The following is a 22348-nucleotide window of genomic DNA, read 5'->3' on the forward strand; positions in this document are numbered from 1 at the left end:
CCCCGAGGAACCCGATGCCGCACACCATCACCGTCCGGGCCCGCGGGACCCACGAACTCGCCGAAGGCGCCCGCTGGGTCGACAACCGCCTGGTCTTCACCGACATCCTCACCGGACGCCTCCTCCACACCCCCAACCCCGCCCCCACCCCCGCCCGGGAACTCCTGCGCCTGCCCGTCCCCCTCGGCGCCGTCGCCCCCGTCGCCGGCCGCCCCGGACACTGGATCGCCGCCGCCGGCACCGGCATCGCCCTCGTCGCACCCGACGGCACGACCGACTGGCTGGCCCGCCCCGAGGACGACTCCCCCGTCCCCGTCCGCATGAACGACGGCGCCTGCGACCCCCGCGGCCGGTTCTGGGCCACCAGCATGCCGTTCGACGGCACCCCCGGCGCGGGCAACCTCTACCGCACCGACCACGACGGCACAGTCCACCACGTCCTCGACGGCCTCACCGTCGCCAACGGCCCCGCCTTCACCCCCGACGCCACCCACCTCTACGTCGCCGACAGCACCGCCGGCGTCATCCACCGCTGCGCCCTCGACACCCACGGGAACATCACCCACCGCGAGGAGTTCGCCCGCACCAGCAACACCGGCGCCCCCGACGGCATGACCGTCGACAACGACCACCACCTCTGGGTCGCCCTCTGGGGCGGCGCCGCCGTCCACCGCTACCACCCCGACGGCACCCTCAGCGCCAGGATCCACCTCCCCACCCCCCAACCCACCTCCGTCTGCCTCACCCCCACCGGCACCCTCTACATCACCACCGCCCGGTACGGCCTCACCACCGACCCCGGCCTGTCGGGAAGCGTCCTCCGCACCACCGTGGACACCGCGGCGCCACCGGCGGCCGCCTACACACCCCGCTGACCGACCACCCGACCGGTCGGGGGGGGGGGGGGCCCGCCCCCGCCCCCCCCCCCGGCGCCCCCCCACCGCCGTTCAGCACGGTCCGGCGCCGTCGGGCGTGCCGGGCGTCAGGGCACCATGCCCTGCTGGCCGGAGCCCGACGGACTGGCCGAGGTGGTCGGCCTGGTCGGCTTGGTGCTGCTGGGCGAGGGGCCCGTCGAGCTGGACGGCGAGGACGACGGCTGCGGGGTGGTGCAGAGCCCGGGGATCAGGCAGCTGGGCGAGGCTCCGCCGCCACCACCGGTACCACCGCCGCCACCGCCACCGCCGTTGGTCGGCGGCTGGGTCTTGGTCGGCGCCTGCGTCGGCACCGTGCCCGGGCAGTCCACGCCGGGGACACAGGCCGGGCCCTGGGTGGCGGGCGGCTGCGTCGGCTGCTGCGCACCCGGGTCCGGCGCGGTGGTGGCCATGGTCTCGGTCGCCGAGGGCGAGGTCGAGGGGCTGGCCGTGCTGGGGGCGCCGGAGGAGTCCACCTGGCTGCCGACCGGCTGCGGTGCCGGGAAGTCCATCTTCTTCTCGTTGGCCAGGGCGGCCTTCATGTACCGGGTGAAGATGTCGGTCGGGGTGTCACCACCGTGCACCGAGTCCTTGCCGCCGGTGCCGTTGAGCGACAGCCGCTCGTGCTTGGTCGGGTCCTCGCGCCACATCGCGACGCTGGTGGCCAGCTGCGGGGTGTAGCCGACCCACCAGGCCGACTTGTTCTGGTCGGTGGTACCGGTCTTGCCGGCCACCGGGCGGCCCAGCGCGTTGCTCTTCGAGCCGGTACCGTTCTTCGCCACGTTCACCAGGACGTCGGTGACGTTGTCGGCGACGGCGGGCTCCAGGGCCTGCTTGAGCTCCGGCTTGTTGAAGCCGGGCCGCGCCACGCCCTTCACCTCGACCTTGGTCACCGAGTACGGCTCGGCCTGCTTGCCGCTGGCCGCCAGGGTCGCGTACGCGTCGGCCATCCGGATCGGGCTGACCGTGGAGGTGCCGAGGGCGAAGGTCGGGGTCTTCGGATCCGCGAAGCTCTCCTTGCGCACGCCCATCGCCTCGGCGATGTTGGCCACGTTCTGCCCGCCGACGTCCTGGTTGAGCTGGACGAACGGCACGTTGTACGAGTTCTGCATGGCCATCCGCAGCGAGACGAAGCCGCGCTTGCCGGCGTCCTCGTTCTTCTGCCGGTAGGGCTTGCCGTCGTCGCCGATCACCAGCGAGCCGTCCGGCTTGCGGATCTCGGACAGGTCGTCGGACTGGTAGCGGCTGTCGGCGTTGATCCGCTTCGGCTTGCCCTTGTCGTCGGTCGCGGTCTGCACGCCGACCTGCATCGCGGCGGCCAGCACGAACGGCTTGAAGGTCGAGCCGACCTGGACGCCCTTGGCGTCCGCGTTGTTGTCGAAGTGCTGGTTCTCCACGCCGTCGCCGCCGTACAGGGCGACGATCGCGCCGTCGCCGGGGCGGACGCTGGCCGCCCCGAACTGGACCCAGTTGTCCTTGTCCGGGCGTTTCTGCACGTTGAGCGTCTCGCCCTTGACGTCGTCCACGGCCTTCTTGAGGGCGTCGACCTTGTCCTTCTCGAAGGTCGTGTAGATCTTGTAGCCGCCCTTGTCGATCGACTGCTGGCTGATCGTCGGGTCCTTGGACATGACGAACTTGTTGGCCGTGTCGACCAGGTAGCTGATCTCACCGTTCATGTTGGCCGGCGGCTTGCGCGGGATCGGCGCGGGGAACGTCGTGCACTTGGCCCGCTCCTCCGCCGTGGCGTTCTTGGTGTCGACCATCCGCTGCAGGATCCACTTCCAGCGGCCCTCGGCGCGTTCCTGGTTGGCCGGGTTGGTGGGGTCGTACAGCGCGGCGCCCTTGAGCAGACCGGCCAGCATGGCGCTCTGGCAGATGTCGAGGTCCTTGGCGTCGACGCCGTAGTACGCCTGCGCGGCCGCCTGGATGCCGGTGGCCCCGCGGCCGAACCAGCTGATGTTCAGGTAGTCCCGCAGGATGTCGGGCTTCTCCATCTCCTGATTGACCTTCAGGGTGATGAAGAACTCGCGCACCTTACGGCCGAGCGTCTGGTCCTGGCTCAGGTAGGCGTTCTTGACGTACTGCTGGGTGATCGTCGAGGCGCCCTGCGTCTCGCCGCCGGTCGCCATGTTGTACACGGCGCGCATCATGCCCACGGGGTCGATGCCGCTGTCGGTGCGGAAGGTCGCGTTCTCCGCGGCGATGACGGCGTTCTGCACGTTGGGGCTGATGTCGGCGAGCGGGACGATCTGACGGTTGGTCTCGCCCTTGCGGGTCATCTCCGAACCGTCGGCCCAGTAGTAGATGTTGTTCTGCTCGTTCACCAGGTCGTGGATCTCCGGGACCTTGGTGGTCGCGTACGCGTACCAGATCCCGCTCACACACATCGCGAAGAAGACCAGGAAGCCGGTCAGCCACTGCTTCCAGGACGGCAGCCAGCGGCGGACACCCTGCTTGCCGAAGCGCGGGTAGTCGATGAACCGCTTCTTGCCGGGCTTGCCGCCGGCGGCCTCCGCAGCCGACGCCGCACCGCCGCGCTTGCCGCCCTTCTGGGCCGCCTTGCGCATCTCGGCGCGGCCCATCCGGGGCTGCTGCGCGGTCTCCCGCAGGCCCGCGGGGCGCTTGCGGGCGGGCCGGTCCGAGCTGAGCTCGTCCCGTCCGGCTCCGCCCTGGCCGCCGTTGTCGCCCGGGGGCTGCCCGCCACCGTCGGCGGACCTCCGCCGTCGTTCGCTCATGTTCCAGCTACTCCTCGCCAGGCGGTCGAGCCTGAAGGCAGGGTTCACGTCCGATGCCCGCAACCGCCCTAACCCCGGAGGTGGTCCTCGTGCACACGCGACAGCGTACGCAGCCGGGAAATACAACTAATCGGGCATCAGTCCCCAATGCCCGCAAAACGGCAGCAGATCATTACATGCCCGTTGCCAAGCACACCTGCGCGTCGCCTTGTGATCACATTCACGCGTGCCCCTCTTGCTCGACCGGGGACCCAGGTTTACTGTTCTCGATATATCGAGCCGATACATCGGAGCGACATACCGCCGGAGACGGCGGACCGGGAAGCGACCGGAAGGACGGAGGACCACGGCATTGGGCAGGCGCTCAGGAGTGCTGGAGTTCGCCGTTCTCGGCCTGCTCCACGACTCCCCGATGCACGGCTACGAGCTGCGCAAGCGGCTCAACGTCCTGCTCGGAACATTGCGCGCGTTCTCCTACGGAACGCTCTATCCGTGTCTGAAGAGCCTGGTGGCCCAGGGTTTCCTCGTCGAGGACAACCCGGACGACGAGTACGTCCCGGCCACCGCGCTCAACGGCAAGCGGTCCAAGATCGTCTACCGGCTCTCCCCCGAGGGCAAGGAGCGCTTCGAGGAACTGCTCGCCGACTCCGGCCCGGACGCGTGGGAGGACGAACACTTCGGTGTCCACTTCGCGTTCTTCGGCCAGACCGACCGGGCCGTGCGGATGCGCGTCCTGGAAGGACGCCGCAGCCGGCTGGAGGAGCGCCTCGAACGGATGCGCAACTCGCTCGCCCGGGCCCGCGAGCGGTTCGACGACTACACCGTCGAGCTGCAACGGCACGGCCTGGAGTCGGTCGAGCGCGAGGTCCGGTGGCTCAACGAGCTGATCGAGACCGAGCGGGCCAACCGCAGCGGCCGGACCGGACCGCTCACGGACGGACCGACCACCGCGGCAACCGACAAGACTTCGGACGGCCGTGGCCAGGAGGCCGGATCCCCGGATCCGCCCGGGCCACCGTACGACCGCCCGGGGCGCTCCGACCAGGAGCGCTGACACCGCGTCCGCCCTCGGCACGCGGCAGGAGTGGGCGCCTCGCGCCCGTCAAGCATTCATCGAAGAAGCAGGACGAGAGCCGCCGAGCACCGGCGGCCCTCATGAGATCACAGGGAGCAACCGGAATGGGTTCGGTTCGCGTAGCCATCGTGGGCGTGGGCAACTGCGCCGCGTCGCTGGTGCAGGGTGTCGAGTACTACAAGGACGCCGACCCGGCCGGCAAGGTCCCCGGCCTGATGCACGTCCAGTTCGGTGACTACCACGTCCGTGACGTGGAGTTCGTCGCCGCCTTCGACGTCGACGCCAAGAAGGTCGGCTTCGACCTGGCCGACGCCATCGGCAGCAGCGAGAACAACACCATCAAGATCTGCGACGTGCCGCCGACCGGTGTCACCGTCCAGCGCGGCCACACCTTCGACGGTCTGGGTAAGTACTACCGGGAGACCATCGAGGAGTCCGACGAGACCCCGGTCGACGTCGTCCAGATCCTCAAGGACCAGCAGGTCGACGTTCTCGTCTGCTACCTGCCCGTCGGTTCCGAGCACGCGGCCAAGTTCTACGCCCAGTGCGCCATCGACGCCAAGGTCGCCTTCGTGAACGCCCTCCCGGTGTTCATCGCGGGCACCAAGGAGTGGGCGGACAAGTTCACCGAGGCCGGCGTGCCGATCGTCGGTGACGACATCAAGTCCCAGGTCGGCGCGACCATCACGCACCGCGTGATGGCCAAGCTGTTCGAGGACCGCGGTGTCATCCTCGAACGCACCATGCAGCTGAACGTCGGCGGCAACATGGACTTCAAGAACATGCTTGAGCGCGAGCGCCTGGAGTCCAAGAAGATCTCGAAGACGCAGGCCGTCACCTCGCAGATCCGTGACCGCGAGCTGGGCGCCAAGAACGTCCACATCGGCCCGTCCGACTACGTGGCGTGGCTCGACGACCGCAAGTGGGCCTACGTCCGCCTTGAGGGTCGCGCGTTCGGCGACGTCCCGCTGAACCTTGAGTACAAGCTTGAGGTCTGGGACTCCCCGAACTCCGCCGGTGTCATCATCGACGCCGTGCGCGCCGCGAAGATCGCCAAGGACCGCGGCATCGGTGGCCCGATCCTCTCGGCCTCCTCGTACTTCATGAAGTCCCCGCCGGTCCAGTACTTCGACGACGAGGCCCGCGAGAACGTCGAGAAGTTCATCCGCGGCGAGGTCGAGCGCTGAGCTCGGTGACGATCCCGGTCGTCACGCGCCGGGTTCCGGACGCCGGATCCGGGTACTGAGCGCCTCGCGCCGAGTACCCGGCCGCCGGGTCCGGAACACCGGGAGCCGCGTGCTCCCCGGGCGCTGAACGGGTCCACGGTCCGCCGTGGGCCCGTTCACCATTCTCCGGCGAATGTTTCACGTGAAACACAGGCCGGTTCCATGGCAATCTGGGCGGGTGGCGATCACGGAGAACGGCAGCACCGACCAGTCCGAGCAGCGCGCCACGCTCCTCGGGCTGCTCCACGGCCGGGACTTCCGGCGGCTGCTGACCGCCCGGGTGCTCTCCCAGCTCTCCGACGGCGTCTTCCAGGTCTCGCTCGCCGCCTACGTGGTCTTCTCCCCGGAGAAGCAGTCCTCCCCCGCCGACATCGCCTCGGTGCTGGCCGTGATGCTGCTGCCGTTCTCCGTGATCGGCCCCTTCGCCGGCGTGCTGCTGGACCGCTGGCGCCGCCGCCAGGTGCTGTTCTTCGGCAACCTGGCCCGTTTCGGGCTCGGACTGGTCACCGGCGCCCTGCTGCTGGCCGAGGCCCCGACCGCGCTGTTCTTCGCCTCCGCGCTGCTGGTCACCGCGCTCAACCGGTTCATCCTGGCCGGTCTGTCCGCCGCGCTGCCCCGGGTCGTGCGGCAGGAACAGCTCGTCACCGCCAACGCGCTCTCCCCCACCCTGGGCACGGTCGCCGCGGCCTCCGGCGGAGGCCTGGGCTTCGTGCTGCACCAGGTGATGACCCCCGGCCCGAAGGCCGACGCGGCGCTGGTGACCGTCGCCGCGCTGCTCTACCTCTCCGCCGCGCTGGCCGCCCGCCGGATGGACCGGGACCTCCTGGGGCCCGGACACCACCCCGACCGCCCCCCGCTGGGCCGGGCGCTGGGGCTGGCCGCCCGTGATCTGGGCGCGGCCGTGACCCATCTGGTCCGGGACTGCCGGCCGGCGGTGCACGCGCTCGCCGCCGTCACCGCGGCCCGGTTCTGCTACGGCGTGCTGATCGTCGTCGTGGTGATGCTCGCGCGCTACACCTTCAACGATCCGGCGGACAGCGCCGCCGGGCTGGTGACCCTGGGCCAGGCGGTCGGCCTCTCCGCCGCCGGGTTCTTCCTCGCGGCGGTGATCAGCCCGTGGTGCACCCGCCGGCTCGGGCTGGCCGGCTGGATGACGCTCTGCCTGGCGGCTCCGGTGGTCTTCGTGCCCGCGCTCGGCCTGAGCTTCTCCCTGGTGCCGTGCCTGATCGCGGCGCTGCTGCTCGGGGTGGTCACCCAGGGCACCAAGATCTGCGCCGACACCGTCGTCCAGGAGTCGGTCGAGGACGAGTACCGGGGCCGCGTCTTCGCCGTCTACGACGTGCTGTTCAACGTCGCCTTCGTGGCCGCCGCACTGGTGACGGCACTGGTGCTGCCGCTCTCCGGACGCTCGGTCGCAGTGGTCGCCGGAGTCTCCCTGGTGTACGCGCTCGCCGCCCTGCTCTATCTGCGGGCGGCCCGGCGGACCGGTCCGCTCCCCGGCGACCAGGCGTCCTGAGTCCGCGCGCGCCCTCGAAACCTGCCACGTCCGGGTGAGTCGCTAAGGTACGTCATCTGTCGGAGCGACAGCACCGCGTCTCGGGGGAGAACCTGATGAGCACACCACCCGGTCCGTACGGATCGCCGCCCCAGTACGGCTACCCGCAGGCACCCGGACCGGGCGTACCGCCGCAGGGCGGCCCGCCGTACGGTGCTCCCCCGGCTCCGCCGTACGGCCCGCCCCAGCCGCCTCCCGCCGGCTACGGACAGCCTCCGGCCCACGGCTACCCGGCCGCGCCGCCGCCGGCCCCGCCCGCACCCGGGTACGGGCAGCAGCCTCCGTACGGGCAGGCCCCGTACGGCCAGCAGCCTCCGTACGGGCAGCAACCGCCGTACGGCCGGCCCCCGGTGCCCGCCGAGCCGGCGCGGAAGACCGGGGCCAAGGCCAAGCTGAAGATCGTCGTCGCCGTGCTCGGCGGCATCGCGCTGATCATCGGCTACTTCGTCAGCGGCCCGAGCGTCAGCAGCGCCAAGGTCGGCGACTGCGTCAAGGCCACCGGCTCGCGCGACGTCGACATCGTCAAGTGCACTGACGCCAAGGCGAATTACCAGGTACTGGCCACATTCGCCGACACCACCGACACCACCCGCTGCAAGCAGACCGTCGGGACGACCAGCACGGTGTCGGGCAAGAGCGGACGGCGCTGGAACAAGAAGCGCTACGTGCTCTGCCTCGGCCCGCTGACCGGTGTGCCGCCGGTCAAGAAGTCCTGACCCCTTTCACCGACCGACCTTCCACGGGGGACCTCTGTGTCCGTTCCACCTCCCCAGATGCCGTACGGAGCGCCGCCACCGGCCGACGCCAACCCCTACGCCACCGGCAATCCGTACGGCGCCCCGCCGCCCGCGCCGGCCCCGCCCGGCTACGGCTACCCGGCCGCACCGCCGCCGCCCCCGCCCGGCTACGGCGCGCCCGCCCAGCCCGCACCGCCCGGCTACGGCGTCCCCGCCCAGCCCGGTTACGGCTACCCGCAGCAGGCCGGATACGCCCAGCAGGCACCGCAGGGCGGACCGGTCTGCCGGTTCTGCGGCGGCTTCCCGGCCGTGGAGACGACGGTCCGCGGGCACCAGGGCATCATCATCATCATGCGGTTCCTGAAGCAGCCGGGACCGTTCTGCCGCACCTGCGGCACCGCGGTGGTCCGCGACATGTCGGCCCGCACCCTGGTCCAGGGCTGGTGGGGCTACCTGTCCTCGATCATCACGCCGATCACGCTGCTGCGGAACCTCGCCGCCCACAACAAGATCAAGGACCTGCCGCCGCCGGTCCCCGGCACCCACGGCCCCCAGCTCGACCCGGGCGTCCCGCTGACCAAGCGGCCGCACATGCTGATGCTGCTGCTGCCGGTCCTCTCGATCACCTCGTTCGTCGTCCTGGTCACCACGGGCGCCCTGCTGGGCGCCGGCGACCGCGGCCCCACGCCGTACCACCCGCTGGTCCTGCCCACGCCGACGGCGGTGACCATACCCACGATGCCGTCGTTCTCGATGCCGCCCATCCCGGAGATCACCACCCCGGGCGCGGTGAAGCCGTCCACACCGGCCGGGGCCTCCTCGGTGCCCAGCGACATCGACCGCGCCAAGGCCGGCGACTGCCTGCGCAACGAGAACGGGACGGGCGCCACCCACGACCCCAACCCGCGGATCACGATGCTGTCCTGCACGGACTCGCGGGCGCAGTACAAGGTGCTCCGCAAGATCCTCGCCACCAGCGACGACAAGGCCTGCGACAACGTGCCCGACTCGGACAGCAGCTACACCCGGGAGTCCCCCTCCGCCGCCCTGAGCTACGTCCTCTGCCTCCAGGGGATCCACAGCTGACGGACGGCCGGTCCCGGCCCACACGGCGGGAGGGGTGGCTCCGGAACGTCCGGAGCCACCCCTCCCGCGTGGGCGGGTGAACACGTTCGCGCCCAGCCCTGCCGGTGAGCCTCAGCCCTGCTGGTCGGCCCACCAGGCGCGGAGCGCGGCGATCGCCTCGTCGTCCTCCATCGGGCCGTGCTCCAGCCGCAGTTCCAGCATGTGCTTGTACGCCTTGCCGACCTGCGGACCCGGCTTGAGGTCCAACAGCTCCATGATCCGGTTGCCGTCCAGCGCGGGCCGGACGGCGTCCAGCTCCTCCCGCGCCTTCAGCTCGGTGATCCGCTCCTCCAGCCCGTCGTAGGTGCGGGAGAGCGCGGCCGCCTTCTTCCGGTTCCGGGTGGTGCAGTCGGAGCGGGTGAGCTTGTGCAGGCGCTCCAGCAGCGGCCCGGCGTCGGTGACGTAGCGGCGCACCGCCGAGTCGGTCCACTCGCCGCCGCCGTAGCCGTGGAAGCGCAGGTGCAGCTCGACCAGGCGCGAGACGTCCTCGGTGAGCTCCTTCGAGTACTTGAGCTCACGCATCCGCTTGCGGGTCATCTTGGCTCCGACCACCTCGTGGTGGTGGAAGGACACCCGGCCGTCGGACTCGAAGCGCCGGGTCCGCGGCTTGCCGATGTCGTGCAGCAGCGCGGCGAGGCGCAGCACCAGGTCGGGGCCGTCCCGCTCCAGGTCGATGGCCTGCTCCAGGACGGTCAGCGAGTGCTCGTAGACGTCCTTGTGCCGGTGGTGCTCGTCCCGTTCCAGCTTCAGGGCCGGCAGCTCGGGCAGCACGTGGTCGGCCAGGCCGGTGTCGACGAGCAGCCGCAGGCCCTTGACCGGGTGGGCGGCCACCAGCAGCTTGTTGAGCTCGGCCTGGACCCGCTCGGCGGAGACGATGGTGATCCGGTCGGCCATCGCGGTCATCGCGGCGACGACCTCGGGGGCGGGCTCGAAGTCCAGCTGGGCCGCGAAGCGGGCGGCCCGCATCATCCGCAGCGGGTCGTCCGAGAAGGACTCCTCCGGGGTGGCGGGGGTGCGCAGCACCCGGGCCTCCAGGTCGTCCAGACCGCGGTGCGGGTCGACGAAGCCCCGGCCGGGCAGGTCGACGGCCATCGCGTTGACGGTGAAGTCACGGCGGACGAGGTCCTGCTCGATGGTGTCGCCGTAGGTGACCTCGGGCTTGCGCGAGGTGCGGTCGTACGCCTCGGAACGGTACGTGGTGATCTCGATCAGGAAGGAGCCCAGCGGGGTGTCCTTGCGCGCGCCCACCGTGCCGAAGGCGATGCCGACGTCCCAGACGGCGTCGGCCCAGCCCTTGACCAGCTTCAGGACCTCGTGCGGGCGGGCGTCGGTGGTGAAGTCCAGGTCGTTGCCGAGGCGGCCCAGCAGCGCGTCCCGGACCGAGCCGCCGACCAGCGCGAGCCGGTGCCCGGCGGCCTGGAAACGGCGGGCGATCTCGTCGGCGACCGGGGAAACCCGGAGCAGTTCCTGCAGCCCCAGGGTCTGCGCCTCGCTCAGGCCTGGGACGGCCTGGGTGGCGATGCTGGAATGATGGGCGCCGGACTCGTGGGCGGTGGGCTCATTGGCAGTGGACACGGCACACAAGGGTACGTGGCCCGACGGCCCCGCTGCCCGCGCGTTTTCCGCCGCTCACCCCGAGGCCCGCAACACTGCACCCCCCGCCGCATCGTTACCATGCCGGGTGGAGCGAGTCTCGGGCACCGGCGAGGAGCCGCGGTGCCGCGCGCGGCACGGCCGGCCGGACCATCGGGCGGACGCGTTCCTCACCACTGATCCACCGAACCACTGATCCACGGCCGGTCGTTCCGGCCGGCGGGACATCCGCAGCAGCACAGCATCGAGCAGCGAGCAATCGAGAACGGCGAGGGCGAAGCGCGTGGGCGAGCCGGCACGGCACTCGGGCCTGGAGGCGGACGGACACCCTGGGCGGGCCGCCGAACGCACCGGAAGTGCCGCCCACGGGCGCGGCCCGGGGCGCCGTGCGGCGCGCACCGTCCGGCGGTTGGCGGTCGCGCTCGGCGCCGCGCTGGCACTGCTGCCGGCCGTTCCGGCCGGTGCGCTGCCCGCCGCGGGCCCCCGCCCGGCGGCCGAGACGGCGGTCTCGGCCGAGTACCCGGTGGTGATGACCATCGAGACGGTGAACAAGCCGGTGGCCGTCCCCAACGGCACCGTGACGATCACCGGGCACGTCACCAACGCCGGCAAGTCGGTGCTGAAGTCGGCCCACGCCGCGGTGCGCAAGCCCTGGCTGGGCAAGCCGCTGACCACCCGCAGCGAGCTGACCGACGTCACCACCCGGACCAACCCGACCGGCCGCGACGGGGTCGACCTGGACAGCCCGCAGTACGCACTGAACGAGCTGGGCCCGGGCCAGAGCCAGCCGTACACGCTGAGCGTCGCCGTGAGCGACCTCCAGCTGTCCACCGAGGGCGTGTACGAGCTGGCCGTGGACGCCTGGGGCTCGACCGCCGACAACCAGCGCGACCGCCCGCTGGGCATCGCCCGGACCTTCCTGCCCTACGACCCGGGCGCGACCGGCGCGCAGCCCTCCAAGGTCACCACCCTCTGGCCGCTGGTGCACGCCCCGGTGCTGGCCGCGCAGACCTTCTCCGACAACGAGCAGACCATCCCGGTCCTGCGCGACGACAGCCTGGCGGCGGAGTTCGCGCCGGGCGGCCGGCTCTACGAACTGGTGGAGACCGGGTCGTCGCTGACCGGGCTCACCTGGGTGGTCGACCCGGACCTGCTGGACACCGCGTTCGCCATGACCAAGCAGTACCGGGTGCAGAAGCCCGGCAGCGAGAAGAAGGCCGCGAAGGAGGACAACACCGTCCTGGGCACCGGCTCGGCGGCCGCCACGGCCTGGCTGGACAAGCTGCGGGCCGCCGTGGCGAAGCCCGGCAGCCAGGTGGTGGCGCTGCCGTACGCCGACCCGGACATCGCCTCGATCGCCCACAACGCGGCCGAGCTCCCGGGGGTGGACGCCGCGCTCGGCAAGGCGGCCACCGCGGGCCGGCTGACCGTCGAGGGCCGGCTGGCGGTCGACACCCGCTCGGACGTGGCCTGGCCGTACCAGGGCTACCTGGACCAGCAGATCGCGGCCATGGCCCAGCGCACCGGCAGCTCCCTGGTCCTGGCGAACGGCGCGAGCCTGCCGGAGCCGGAGGCGCTGAAGTACACCCCGACCGCCGTCCGGCCGATCGGCAACGGGCAGAACGCGGTGGTGGCCGACGAGGCCGTCTCCGCCCTGTTCGGGAAGGACCTGGGCACGCCCCAGGAGCAGACCCTCGCGATCCAGCAGTTCCTCGCCGAGACCTTCGTGATCTCCCGGCAGGAGCCGCAGAACCCGCGCGGACTGCTGGTGATGCCGCCGCGCGACCTGACCGCCGGCACCGCCAAGGCGCTCGCCACGGCCGTGCAGGCGGCGCAGGCCGGCAAGTGGGTGGAGCCGGTCAAGCTGGACGTGCTCGCCCAGGGCCCGGCCGATCCGAAGGCCAACGGCGGCGTCCCGGCGGCCACCGACTACCCGTCGCAGGCGCGGGCCTCCGAGCTGCCGTCCTCGGCGCTGACCGACACCGTCAAGATCCAGAGCGATCTGGACATCCTGATGCGGGTGCTCACCCTGCCGCAGCGGGTGCGCGGCCCGTTCAGCGCCGCGATGGTCCGCTCGATGTCGACCGAGTGGCGGGCACAGGCCCCGGAGGGCTCCGTCTACCGGGACGGCGTGGCGGGCTACCTCGCCGAGCTGACCAAGGCGGTGTACGTACCGAAGAAGAACGTGATCACCTTCGCCGGTGACACCGGGGTGCTCCAGGTCAGCGTCCGCAACGACCTGACCCAGCCGGTCACCAACCTCAAGCTGGTGCTGTCCCCGAGCCAGGCCAACCGGCTGAAGATCCGGCCCGCCGAGGAGCTGGTGCTGCCCGCCTCGCAGAGCGTCACCCTGCGGTTCCAGGCCGAGGCGCAGAACAACGGTCCGGTGAGCATGACCGCCCAGCTCTGGACCACCGGGCCGAACCCGCAGAAGTACGGGGAGCCGCAGGTCTTCACGGTGGAGGTCACCTCGGTGACCAACGGCGTGCTCTACGTCTTCGGCGGCGGTCTGGTGCTGCTCCTGCTGGCGGCGCTGCGCTTCTTCCGGCAGCGCAAGCGCCGGGCCGAGGACGGCGACGGCGACGGCGACGGACCGCGCGGTGACGAACCCCTCGACGACGAGCCCCTCGACGACACCCCGGCGGCCGCCGACGGACCCGCCCGGCCCGACGGGGCGGCGGACCGGACCGCGCCCGGCACGCCGGACGAGGACGGCCCGCGGGGGCCGGAACGCGGCGGAGCCGCGCAGACACCGCGCGGCAGCGGCACAGATGGCCGGGATCGGGCCACCAGTGATGAGAAGGTTGGTCCTTGATACCGCCGATACCCGCCCGTCTCCGGGACGGCCTCCCCCACAACAGCGAAGAGGTGACATGACCGGGCGCAGCGAGGAGCGGCCGCCGGGCCGCGGTGAGGCCCGGCCGGGCGCCGAGTCACCGTCCGGCGACTGGTACGTGGCCGACACCTACGCCCAGGACCCGTACGCGGCCGACGCGTACCAGGGTCACCAGGACGGTCAGGACCCGTACGGCCTGCGGGCCGCCCGGCCGGCCGCGCCGCAGGAGCCGGTCGCCGCGTACGACGTGCCGCCGCAGCTGCCGCCGCAGAGCGGTGGCTACCCGATGCCGGTCCCCCCGGCGACGTTCACCCCGCCCGTTCCGCCGGTGCAGCCCGGCTGGGACACCCCGGCGCAGGCGCAGCAGGCCCCGGCCCACCAGGGCGCCGGGCAGCAGGGCGCCGGGCAGCAGACGGCGGCCTGGCAGGAGGGCGGGCCCGGCTGGGAGCAGCCGGCCCCGGCCGGCGCCCGGTGGGCCGGCCAGGAGCAGCTGCCCCAACAGCAGTGGCAGCCCGGCCCGGCCCACTCGGCGTGGGACTCCGAGAGCACCGAGTACGTGGGCGTGGACGGACTGTTCGGCGGCCGGTCCGCCGAGGCCGCGGCCAGCCCGCCCGCCCAGCAGCCGCCGGCCCGGCAGGCCGCGGCCCAGCCGCCCGTCGGCCCCGCGCCGTTCCCGTCGTCCGCGCCGTTCCCCCCGGCCGGCGCGTACCACGGGAACCCCGGCCACCCCGGGCCGCAGGGCTACCGCGGCGGCCCGGACGGGCAGCGCCCGTTCGTACCGCCGATCGAGTTCGACCCGCCGCTCTCCGAGGAGGAGGCCACCATGCAGGTGGCGGCGGTCCAGATCCCGCCCGCGGTGGAGCCGCTGGAGGAGCTGGCCGCCGAGCCGGCCGCCCCCGCGGCGCCCGCACCCGCGGCCGGCGGCGGCAAGGTCTCCAGCCTGCTCAGCTCCAGCGCCATCATGGCGGCCGGCACGCTCGTCTCGCGCGGCACCGGCTTCCTGCGCACCATGGTGATCGCCGCCGCGATCGGCCTCGGCGTGATGGGTGACTCCTACAACGCGGCGAACACCCTGCCCACGCTGCTCTACATCCTGATCGGCGGCGGCGCGCTGAACGCCGTCTTCGTGCCGCAGCTGGTCCGCAGCATGAAGAACGACGCCGACGGCGGCACCGCCTATGCCAACCGGCTGCTCACCCTGGTGATGGTGGGTCTGGCCGGCGTGACCTTCGTGGCCGTGCTCGCGGCGCCCCTGTTGGTCCAGCTGATCGCGCACCCGCTGATGCGGGACCGTGCCAACGCCGACGTGATCGTGGCGCTGACGCGGTACTGCCTGCCGACCATCTTCTTCATGGGCATCCATGTGGTGATGGGACAGATCCTCAACGCCCGCGGCCGGTTCGGCGCGATGATGTGGACCCCGGTCCTCAACAACATCGTGGTGATCTTCACCTTCTCCGCGTTCCTCTGGGTCTACGGCAACGCCGACAGCACCGGTGTCACCCCGGAGACGATCTCCCCCGAGGGCGTCCGGCTGCTCGGCATCGGCACCCTGGTCGGCCTGGCCGTCCAGGCGCTGGCGATGATCCCGTACCTGCGGGCGGCCGGCTTCCACTACCGGCCGCGCTTCGACTGGCGCGGTCACGGCCTGGGCAAGGCCGCCCGCCTCGCCAAGTGGACCTTCTTCTTCGTCCTGGCCAACCAGGCCGGCTACCTGGTCATCACCCAGCTCGCCACCGCGGCCGGCAAGGCCGCCGAGGACGGCGGGCACAGCGGTGTCGGTCTCGCGGCGTTCTCCAACGCGCTGCTGATCTGGCAGCTGCCGCAGGCGGTGATCGTCGTCTCGATCATGAGCGCGGTGCTCCCCCGGCTCTCCAGGGCCGCCGCCGACGAGGACGCCGGAGCGGTGCGCGACGACCTCTCGTACGGGCTGCGCAGCACCGCGGTCGCGGTCGTCCCGGGCGCGTTCCTGTTCCTCTCGCTCGGCCCGGCGATCGGCCGTGCGATCTACGCGGTGGGCGGCAACGACGGCGCCCTGGAGAGCGCCACCAACGTGGGCCTGATGCTCTCCGCCTTCGCGCTGGGCCTGATCCCGTACTCGGCGCAGTACGTGATGCTGCGCGGGTTCTACGCCTACGAGGACACCCGGACGCCGTTCTCCAACACCGTCTGGGTGGCGGCCTGCCAGGCGGCCTTCTCGCTGGCCTGCTGGGTCGTCCTGCCCTCCGAGTGGGTCGTGACGGGCATGGCCTTCGGGTACGGTCTCGCGTACGCCGTCGGAGTGACGGTGGCGGTGCCCAAGCTGAAGAAGAAGATCGGCGGCCTGGACACCAAGCGGATCGGCAAGACCTACACCCGGTTGATCACCGCCTCGGTGCCGGCCGCGCTGGTCGGTCTGGGCGCCAGCCTGGCGGTCCAGCAGGTGCTGGCCGGCTGGTTCGGCAGTGTGCTCACCATCGTGGTGGCCGGCGGGCTCCAGCTCGCCGTCTTCGTGCTGATCGCGAAGAAGCTGCGGATCGAGGAGCTGAACGCCATGCTGGGCATGGTCCGCGGCCGACTGGGCCGCTGACCCGCTCCGCCAACCGGTCCGTCCGGCCGGCGCCCTGACCGGGCGTCAACCGGAAGGCCCGGGTTCTCCGCCCCGACGGGGCGGGTGCTGGGCCGCCGTCGGCGTCCGGGATCACCCGGGCCCGAGCCGGCGGCCCAGTGTCGGATCTGCACCACATCTCTCCACCGGCACGCAACCGCGAAGGCCTTTCAGCGGTCGTACCCGGTGGAGAAGAGTGGGCACAATTGTCCTGGAGCACCGGGCCTCGGCCCGAGCGCTCCAGCGACTCTCTCAGGCCGGGGCGACACAAGGGGAGGCAGGACCACGGTGGCTGATGGCACCAAGGCGGTCGTCGACACGTCAGCAGCTGACGGGGCGGCGGACGAGGCCGCACTGGCCGCGGCGATCGACGAGCTCGCCGGCGAGACGGCCCCGTCCCCCACGTCCGGTGCGGACGCCGCCGACCGCACCGAGGCGGACGACACCGGCACCGACGACCCGGACGACACCGGGGCGGGCCCGGCGAAGGCCGCTCCCACCGGCAGCGAGGAGACCTCGGAGATCACCGCTCCGCTGTCCGCCGACGAGATCCGCGCCGAGCTCGCCGCCGGCGACGCCAAGCGCAAGCCGGCACCCGGCCCCGCGGCCCGCCCCTCCGGACGGCCCCCGCAGGACCCGCAACCCACCCACGACCCCCGCGACACCGCCACCCTGCCGCGCACCCTGCCCGCCCCGCTGCGGCACAGCGGCGACAAGATCGGCCACCGGTACCGGCTGGAGGAGTGCATCTCCCACACCGAGACCTTCAGCAGCTGGCGGGCGGTCGACGAGAAGCTGCGCCGGGCCGTCGGCGTCCATCTGATGGCCTCCGGCCACCAGCGGGCCCGGGCCGTGCTGGCCGCCGCCAAGTCCGCCGCGCTGCTCGGCGACCCGCGGTTCGTCCAGGTCCTGGACGCCGTCCAGGAGGGCGAGCTGGTCTACGTGGTGCGGGAGTGGCTGCCGCACGCCTCGGACCTCGCCAAGCTGCTGGCCACCGGCCCGATGGAGCCGCACGAGGCGTACCAGATGGTCCGCCAGGTCACCGACGCGGTCGCCGCCGCCCACCGCCGCGGCCAGGCCCATCTGCGGCTCACCCCGCGCTGCGTGCTGCGCACCGACAGCGGGCAGTACCGGATCAACGGCATCGCCGTCGACGCCGCCCTGCGCGGCCTGCCCGCCGAGGGCACCGACGAGGACGCCGAGCGCACCGACACCCGCGCCATCGGCGCCCTGCTGTTCGCCGCGCTCACGCACCGCTGGCCGTTCCCGGAGGACCGCTACGACCTCAAGGGCCTGCCGAAGAACCTCCGCGACGTCCCCCCGGACCAGGTCCGGGCCGGCGTCCACAAGGGCCTGTCCGAGCTGGCCGCGCGCGCCCTGTTCGACCAGCCGCCGCACCACGCCGAGCCGATCTCCACCCCCGAGCAGCTGGCCAAGGCGATCGCGCTGATGCCGCGCATCCGCCAGCCCGAGCCGGAGCTGCCCGTCTTCGCCCCGCCGCCCCGGCACACCACCCACGCGCTGCCCACCGCGCCCAACCCGACCCGGGTGGTGGCCGCCCCCGGCACCGGTCCGATGCCCGCCGCGGCCCGCCCGGGCCCGGTCCGGCGCACCCGCCGACGGCTGCGCCGGGTGATCAAGGTGACCGCCTGGACGGTCGCCCTCGGCGCGATCGGTGTCGCCTCCTGGCAGCTGGTCGACACCCTGCGCCACCCGCGGACCTCGGTGGCCGCCACCGGGCCCTCGCCCTCGGCGACGTCGCCGACCGCGCACGCCGCCGCCCGCACTCCGGTGCCGATCCCGGTCAAGAACGCCCAGGCGTACAGCCCGGCGGGCGATTCCGCCGGGGGCAAGTACACGGTCGGCAAGGCCATCGACGGAGACCCGGCCACGACCTGGATCACCTCCTGGTACAACGACCAGCTCGGCCCCAAGCCCGCTCTCCGGGAGGGCATCGGCCTGCTGCTCGACCTCGGCTCGGCACAGGCCGTCAGCTCGGTGAACGTGCAGTTCGTCGGCGCCACCACGGCGGAGCTGCGGATCCCGGGCCCGCAGGCCGCCGGCGACCCGGCCAAGGCACAGCCGGGCGACTTCACGGTGGCCGGCGCCAAGCAGAGCGGCACCACGCTCGACTACGCCCTGGAGAGCCCGGTCACCACGCGGTACCTCTTGCTCTGGATGACCAGCCTGCCGAAGGATACGGACGGCACGTTCCGCGGCTACGTCGCCGAGGTCAAGGTCTCAGGCTGACCGGAGGCCCGTCCGGCCCCGGCGCACGACGCGGCGGAGCCGGACGGAGCGGGACGGTCGGAGCGGGACGGGACGAACGGGCAAGGGGTGGCAGTGGCGGACGGCACGGACCGGCCGGACGACGACGCGGCGCTGCTGGCCCGGCACGTCGCCGGCGACCGGGAGGCCTTCGGCCTGCTGGTCGACCGCCACCGCGACCGGCTCTGGGCCGTCGCCCTGCGCACCCTCGGCGACCGCGAGGAGGCCGCCGACGCCCTCCAGGACGCCCTGGTCTCCGCCTTCCGGGCCGCCCACACCTTCCAGGGCCGCTCGGCGGTCACCACCTGGCTGCACCGGATCGTCGTCAACGCCTGCCTGGACCGCGCCCGGCGCACCGCCTCCCGCCGTACCAAGCCGCTCGACGACGATCCGCGGCGTCTCGACGCCCTCGTCGGCGCCGCCGAACCGGCGGACTCCCCGGTGGTCCGCGCCGAGCTGCACCGGGAAGTGGCGGCGGCGCTCGACGAGCTGGCACCCGAGCAGCGGGCCGCGCTGGTCCTGGTCGACATGCAGGGCTACCCCGTCGCCGAGGCGGCCGAGCTGCTGGGCGTACCGGTCGGGACGGTGAAGAGCCGCTGCGCACGCGGCCGGGCCCGCCTGCTGCCCCTGGTCCGGCATCTGCGCGAGGGCGCCGCCGATGTTTCACGTGAAACAGGGCCACCCGGACCGACGGCACCGGACGGGGCGGGGCGGGCGACGACCGGCCGGACCGGCCGCGTTGCACCCCCGGGGAACCCACCCGGGCCCAGGACCGTCACAGGGACAGGCCCGGACACCGGCCGACCAATTCTGGAAGGAGACGCGAGCACGCGATGACGGCCCCCCTCTCCTCCCCCGACCCCTTCGAAGCGCACCCCTCGGTCGACGAGCTCGCCGACCTCGCCGAGGAACTCGTCGAGCCCGCGGCCGCCGAGGAACTGCGGCGGCACCTGGACGGCTGCGCCGACTGCCGTGAGACCTCCGAGGCGCTCGCGGAGCTCGGCACGCTGCTCGGCGAGGTGCCGGCCCCGGTCATGCCCGCCGACGTCGCCGCACGGCTGGACGCCGCCCTGGCGGCCGCCGCGGCCGACACCGACGCGGACGCCCCGGCCACCCGCGCCAGGTCCGCCGCCGAGGCCCCGGACGGCCCCCACAGGGCCGCCGCACCTCCCGGCCGACCCCAGGGACCGACGACCCCGGCACAGCCCGCCACAACCCCCGTCGCACCGCCCGCACGACGCACCGCGGCCACCTCCCCGGCCGGACCGGGCCGCCCCCGCCCACGCCGGCGACGGGCCGCTCTCCTGATCGGCGCCGCGACCGCGCTGCTCGCGGTCGGCCTCGGCGGCGCGCTGCTGCTGCGGCCCGCCGAGCCGCGGGGGGCGGATGCCTCCGCCGTTCGGGCCGGTGCCCCGGTCGCCACCGGAGCCGCCGCGGGCAGCGCCACCGGGCCTGCCGAGCCGAAGCTCTCGACCGCCGGCACGGTGTACCAGGACGAGCTGCTCGCCGCCCAGGCCCGGCAGCTGCTCGCCGGCACGACCACCGACGGCCCCGCCAAGCCCTTCTCGCCGTCCGCCGCTCCCCCCGCCGCCGGCGAGCAGGGGCTCACCGGCGGCGGCGGTACCCCGGCCTGCCGGGCTCCCGGTGCCGGCCCGCTGCTGGCCACCGGCCACGGCAGCTACGCCGGGGCCCCGGCCGAGCTGTTGGTGTACGGGGTGCCGGGCCGGCCCGAACAGCTCGACGTCTACCTGCGGGAGCCGGACTGCGGCCCGGTCCTGCTGCAGCGCACCGTCGCGGCCCACTGACCGGCGCCGCACCGCCACCCGGGACGGCGCGGCCCGGAGCACCACGGCCGGAACGCCGGGGCCGGAACGCCGGGGCCGGATCCCGGGGAAACCGATCCGGCGCGATCCGCTCCGGCGGGGACGGCCCCGCGGCACCGAGGGGCCCGCCGCGCCCGTACCGTTCCCGTGCGATCCACGCCGGGCGCGGCCCCGCGCTCCCACACTGCGGGCGCCTGGTGCCGATCGGCCTGGGAATGCGAGAGACTGGTCAGTCGTTGTCCCGGGCGGCGGAGCAGGACCGCCCTCCCCGCCCTAGCGCGGGTCGCGATGCGAACCAGGAGATGCAGTGAGCGACGTCCGTAACGTGATCATCATCGGTTCCGGCCCGGCCGGCTACACGGCTGCGCTCTACACCGCCCGTGCCGCCCTCAAGCCGCTCGTCTTCGAGGGCGCCGTCACCGCCGGTGGCGCGCTGATGAACACCACCGAGGTCGAGAACTTCCCCGGCTTCCGCGACGGCATCATGGGCCCCGAGCTGATGGACAACATGCGGGCGCAGGCCGAGCGGTTCGGCGCCGAGCTGATTCCGGACGACATCGTCGCCGTGGACCTCACCGGCGACATCAAGACCGTGACCGACTCCGAGGGCAACGTCCACCGGGCGCGCGCGGTGATCGTCACCACCGGCTCGCAGCACCGCAAGCTGAACCTCCCGAACGAGGACAAGCTCTCCGGGCGCGGCGTCTCGTGGTGCGCCACCTGCGACGGCTTCTTCTTCCGCGACCAGGACATCGCGGTCGTCGGCGGCGGTGACACCGCCCTGGAGGAGGCCACCTTCCTCTCGCGCTTCGCCCGCAGCGTCACGATCATCCACCGCCGGGACACCCTGCGCGCCTCCAAGGCGATGCAGGAGCGCGCGTTCGCCGACGAGAAGATCCGCTTCGAGTGGGACAGCGCCGTCGAGGCGATCCACGGCGACCCGAAGCTGAGCGGCGTCACCCTGCGGGACACCACCACCGGCGAGACCCGCGAGCTGCCGGTCACCGGCCTGTTCATCGCCATCGGCCACGACCCGCGCACCGAGCTCTTCAAGGGCCAGCTGGAGCTGGACGCCGAGGGCTACCTGAAGGTCGAGGCCCCCTCGACCCGGACCAACATCCCGGGTGTCTTCGGCGCCGGCGACGTCGTCGACCACACCTACCGCCAGGCCATCACCGCCTCCGGCACCGGCTGCTCCGCCGCGCTGGACGCCGAGCGCTACCTGGCCTCGCTGGCCGACCTGGAGACCCAGGCCGCCGCCGTGGCGGTCTGATCCCGCCGCACCCACCGATCCTCGGCGGGGGTGTTCCACGTGAAACACCCCCGCCCCGGCCGGGCAGAAACAGAACGGGCCCGCCCGTTGTTCTCCCTGGTAGCACCCCCTCCGTTCCACCCCTAGGAGTTCCCGTGGCCGGCGCCACCACCACCGTCACCGATGCGACGTTCAAGGCTGACGTCCTGGACAGCGACAAGCCCGTCCTGGTCGACTTCTGGGCCACCTGGTGCGGCCCGTGCCGCCAGGTCGCCCCGATCCTGGACGAGATCGCGGCCGAGCACTCCGACAAGCTGACCATCGCCAAGCTCGACGTCGATGCCAACCAGCAGACCGCTGCCCAGTACAACGTCATCTCGATCCCGACGCTGATCGTCTACAAGGGCGGCGAGCCGGTGAAGTCGATCACCGGCGCCCGTCCGAAGGCCGCGCTGCTGCGCGAGCTGGCCGACTTCATCTAGGCCCCGGCCCGATCCGACGACGGCGGCGCTCCCCCACCCGGGGAGCGCCGCCCGGCGGGGACGTGGCGGCCCCCCCCCCCGGCCGCTTCCGGCCGCCGCCCAAGCCCCCCACCCCCGGGGCCACAGGCGCCCGCCCCACAACC

General features: G+C 72.8%; 15 protein-coding genes. 13 read left to right on the top strand and 2 right to left on the bottom strand.

What is annotated here, in order from left to right; genetic code table 11:
• The first annotated feature begins 14 nt into the window (after positions 1 to 14).
• Positions 15 to 875, top strand: a complete 861-nt coding sequence (locus ACFXHB_RS18875; protein WP_380575531.1) for an SMP-30/gluconolactonase/LRE family protein — start codon at positions 15 to 17, stop codon at positions 873 to 875.
• 107 nt (positions 876 to 982) lie between these two features.
• Here ACFXHB_RS18875 and ACFXHB_RS18880 read toward each other — a convergent pair whose 3' ends face one another.
• On the bottom strand, positions 983 to 3646 hold the full coding sequence (locus tag ACFXHB_RS18880; RefSeq protein WP_380575533.1) for a transglycosylase domain-containing protein: 2664 nt from the start codon (positions 3644 to 3646) through the stop codon (positions 983 to 985).
• 352 nt (positions 3647 to 3998) lie between these two features.
• Here ACFXHB_RS18880 and ACFXHB_RS18885 point away from each other — a divergent pair, with 352 nt between their 5' ends.
• From ACFXHB_RS18885 to ACFXHB_RS18905, 5 genes are all read left to right on the top strand, one after another.
• A complete protein-coding gene (locus ACFXHB_RS18885) occupies positions 3999 to 4700 on the top strand; it encodes a helix-turn-helix transcriptional regulator (RefSeq protein WP_380575534.1) in 702 nt (233 codons plus the stop codon).
• A 125-nt stretch (positions 4701 to 4825) separates the two neighbouring features.
• Positions 4826 to 5908, top strand: coding sequence for an inositol-3-phosphate synthase (locus ACFXHB_RS18890; RefSeq protein WP_380575536.1), 1083 nt, complete (start codon positions 4826 to 4828; stop codon positions 5906 to 5908).
• A gap of 217 nt (positions 5909 to 6125) precedes the next feature.
• Positions 6126 to 7463 carry an MFS transporter gene (locus tag ACFXHB_RS18895; protein WP_380575537.1) on the top strand — a complete coding sequence of 446 codons (1338 nt, stop codon included), beginning with the start codon at positions 6126 to 6128 and terminating at the stop codon, positions 7461 to 7463.
• A 95-nt stretch (positions 7464 to 7558) separates the two neighbouring features.
• A complete protein-coding gene (locus ACFXHB_RS18900; RefSeq protein WP_380575539.1) occupies positions 7559 to 8218 on the top strand; it encodes a hypothetical protein in 660 nt (219 codons plus the stop codon).
• 57 nt (positions 8219 to 8275) lie between these two features.
• The gene (locus ACFXHB_RS18905) at positions 8276 to 9325 is read left to right on the top strand and encodes a hypothetical protein (protein WP_380575540.1); all 1050 of its coding nucleotides are present in this window, start codon (positions 8276 to 8278) and stop codon (positions 9323 to 9325) included.
• A gap of 111 nt (positions 9326 to 9436) precedes the next feature.
• Here the strand turns inward: ACFXHB_RS18905 and ACFXHB_RS18910 are convergent, their stop codons facing one another.
• Complete coding sequence (locus ACFXHB_RS18910; RefSeq protein ID WP_380575616.1) at positions 9437 to 10885, bottom strand: CCA tRNA nucleotidyltransferase; 1449 nt, start codon at positions 10883 to 10885, stop codon at positions 9437 to 9439.
• Positions 10886 to 11366: 481 nt separating this feature from the next.
• On the opposite strand from ACFXHB_RS18910, the gene ACFXHB_RS18915 reads away from it, so the two are divergent.
• From ACFXHB_RS18915 to trxA, 7 genes are all read left to right on the top strand, one after another.
• Positions 11367 to 13772, top strand: a complete 2406-nt coding sequence (locus ACFXHB_RS18915) for a DUF6049 family protein (RefSeq protein WP_380575542.1) — start codon at positions 11367 to 11369, stop codon at positions 13770 to 13772.
• A gap of 58 nt (positions 13773 to 13830) precedes the next feature.
• The gene (murJ, locus tag ACFXHB_RS18920; RefSeq protein ID WP_380575543.1) at positions 13831 to 16362 is read left to right on the top strand and encodes a murein biosynthesis integral membrane protein MurJ; all 2532 of its coding nucleotides are present in this window, start codon (positions 13831 to 13833) and stop codon (positions 16360 to 16362) included.
• Between the two features lie 306 nt (positions 16363 to 16668).
• Entirely contained in the window at positions 16669 to 18630 is a 1962-nt protein-coding gene (locus ACFXHB_RS18925) for a serine/threonine protein kinase (RefSeq protein WP_380575544.1), read from the top strand.
• 87 nt (positions 18631 to 18717) lie between these two features.
• The gene (gene sigM, locus ACFXHB_RS18930; protein WP_380575545.1) at positions 18718 to 19485 is read left to right on the top strand and encodes an RNA polymerase sigma factor SigM; all 768 of its coding nucleotides are present in this window, start codon (positions 18718 to 18720) and stop codon (positions 19483 to 19485) included.
• Positions 19482 to 20453 (top strand): zf-HC2 domain-containing protein, encoded by a 972-nt coding sequence (locus tag ACFXHB_RS18935; RefSeq protein ID WP_380575547.1) that lies wholly within the window; start codon positions 19482 to 19484, stop codon positions 20451 to 20453. Before sigM ends, ACFXHB_RS18935 begins: the two co-directional genes overlap by 4 nt.
• Positions 20454 to 20778: 325 nt before the next feature.
• Positions 20779 to 21744: a thioredoxin-disulfide reductase gene (gene trxB / locus ACFXHB_RS18940; protein WP_380575548.1), complete on the top strand. Its 966-nt coding sequence runs from the start codon at positions 20779 to 20781 to the stop codon at positions 21742 to 21744.
• Positions 21745 to 21878: 134 nt separating this feature from the next.
• Positions 21879 to 22205: a thioredoxin gene (gene trxA / locus ACFXHB_RS18945; RefSeq protein WP_380575549.1), complete on the top strand. Its 327-nt coding sequence runs from the start codon at positions 21879 to 21881 to the stop codon at positions 22203 to 22205.
• Positions 22206 to 22348 lie beyond the last annotated feature (143 nt).

This window comes from Kitasatospora sp. NPDC059327 (assembly GCF_042752535.1).
Classification (GTDB): Bacteria; Actinomycetota; Actinomycetes; order Streptomycetales; family Streptomycetaceae; genus Kitasatospora.